Here is a 1,061-nt window from a genome sequence, read left to right as displayed (position 1 = left end):
CCATGCCCGCGATCAGCGCGGCCTTCGCCTTGCGCGGATCGTCGATGAGTACCGAGATGCCCGCGTCGATCGCGGCGCGCGACTGGGACCGGCTGTCGGGGGCGGCGGTGGTCAGCGCCGTCACGATCGCGGCGGTCAGTTCCTCGGCGATCCGATCCAGCAGGGCCTCCAGCACGCTCTCGCGATGCTCGAAATTCTCGTAGTAGTAGCGCTCGTTGAGTCCGGCGCGGGCGCAGAGCCCGGCGACGGTGAGCTTGGCCTGCCCGTCTTCGGCGACGATGTCGAGCGCCGCGTCGAGGAGGGCGGTCCGGCGTTGGGCCTGTCGTTGTTCGGCCGAGACGCCACCGTAGGTGCGTTGTGCTGCCACAGCTCCCATTCTGCGTCCTGCCGTCGCGGGAAGGTTTTCTGGTAGAGACTCTTGCCAGATTATCAAATCTGGTGGATTCTATTGCCAGATGCACTCGACGAGGAGGCGCAGCATGGCCGCACGGCAGGGCGAACCCGGATATTTCGCCGACGATTCGATGATCCGACGGGTGATGAGCAAGCGGGCGGTGGGGCTGACCTACGGCGTCCGGGCACTGGTCATCGGCGCGGTGCACCCGCTGCTGTTCGTCGGCACCAGTGAGCACACCGCCCACCGCGCGACCCCGTACACCCGGCTGGCCATCACCGGCGCGCTGTTCGAGGCGGTCTTCCTCGGCAGCAAGACCGAGGCCGACCGGGCCCTGGCCTTCACCCGGCGCAAGCACGAGAAGGTGGTCGGCACGCTGCCCGAGGACGCGGGCGAGCACTATCCGGCGGGCACCGCCTACGCGGCCCACGATCCGCACCTGATGTTCATGACCATGGCCTTCACCTTCGACTCCGCCGAGGCGATGTACGACCGGCTGGTGCGCGAACTCACCGCCACCGAGCGCGAGGACCTCTACCAGGACTACGTCCGCTGGGGCGAGCTGTTCGGCATGCCGCGCGACGCCGCGCCCGCCGACTACCCGGCCTTCCGCCGCTACTTCGACGACTACCTGAACTCGGCCAGAGCCAACCGCGCCTTCCTGCAC

General features: G+C 68.2%; 2 protein-coding genes. One reads left to right on the top strand and one right to left on the bottom strand.

What is annotated here, in order from left to right; all coding sequences use genetic code 11:
• Positions 1-367, bottom strand: a 367-nt coding sequence (locus tag ACWDNU_RS46910) for a TetR/AcrR family transcriptional regulator (protein ID WP_449673589.1), incomplete at its 3' end; no start/stop codon positions are given.
• A 112-nt stretch (positions 368-479) separates the two neighbouring features.
• Here ACWDNU_RS46910 and ACWDNU_RS46905 point away from each other — a divergent pair.
• Positions 480-1,061 (top strand): oxygenase MpaB family protein (locus tag ACWDNU_RS46905; protein WP_449673588.1); only part of this gene is annotated, 582 nt, incomplete at its 3' end.

The organism is Amycolatopsis sp. NPDC003676 (assembly GCF_053587275.1).
The sequence above is the reverse complement of the archived record's forward strand: the minus strand, read 5'-3'. Positions and strand labels throughout refer to the sequence as shown.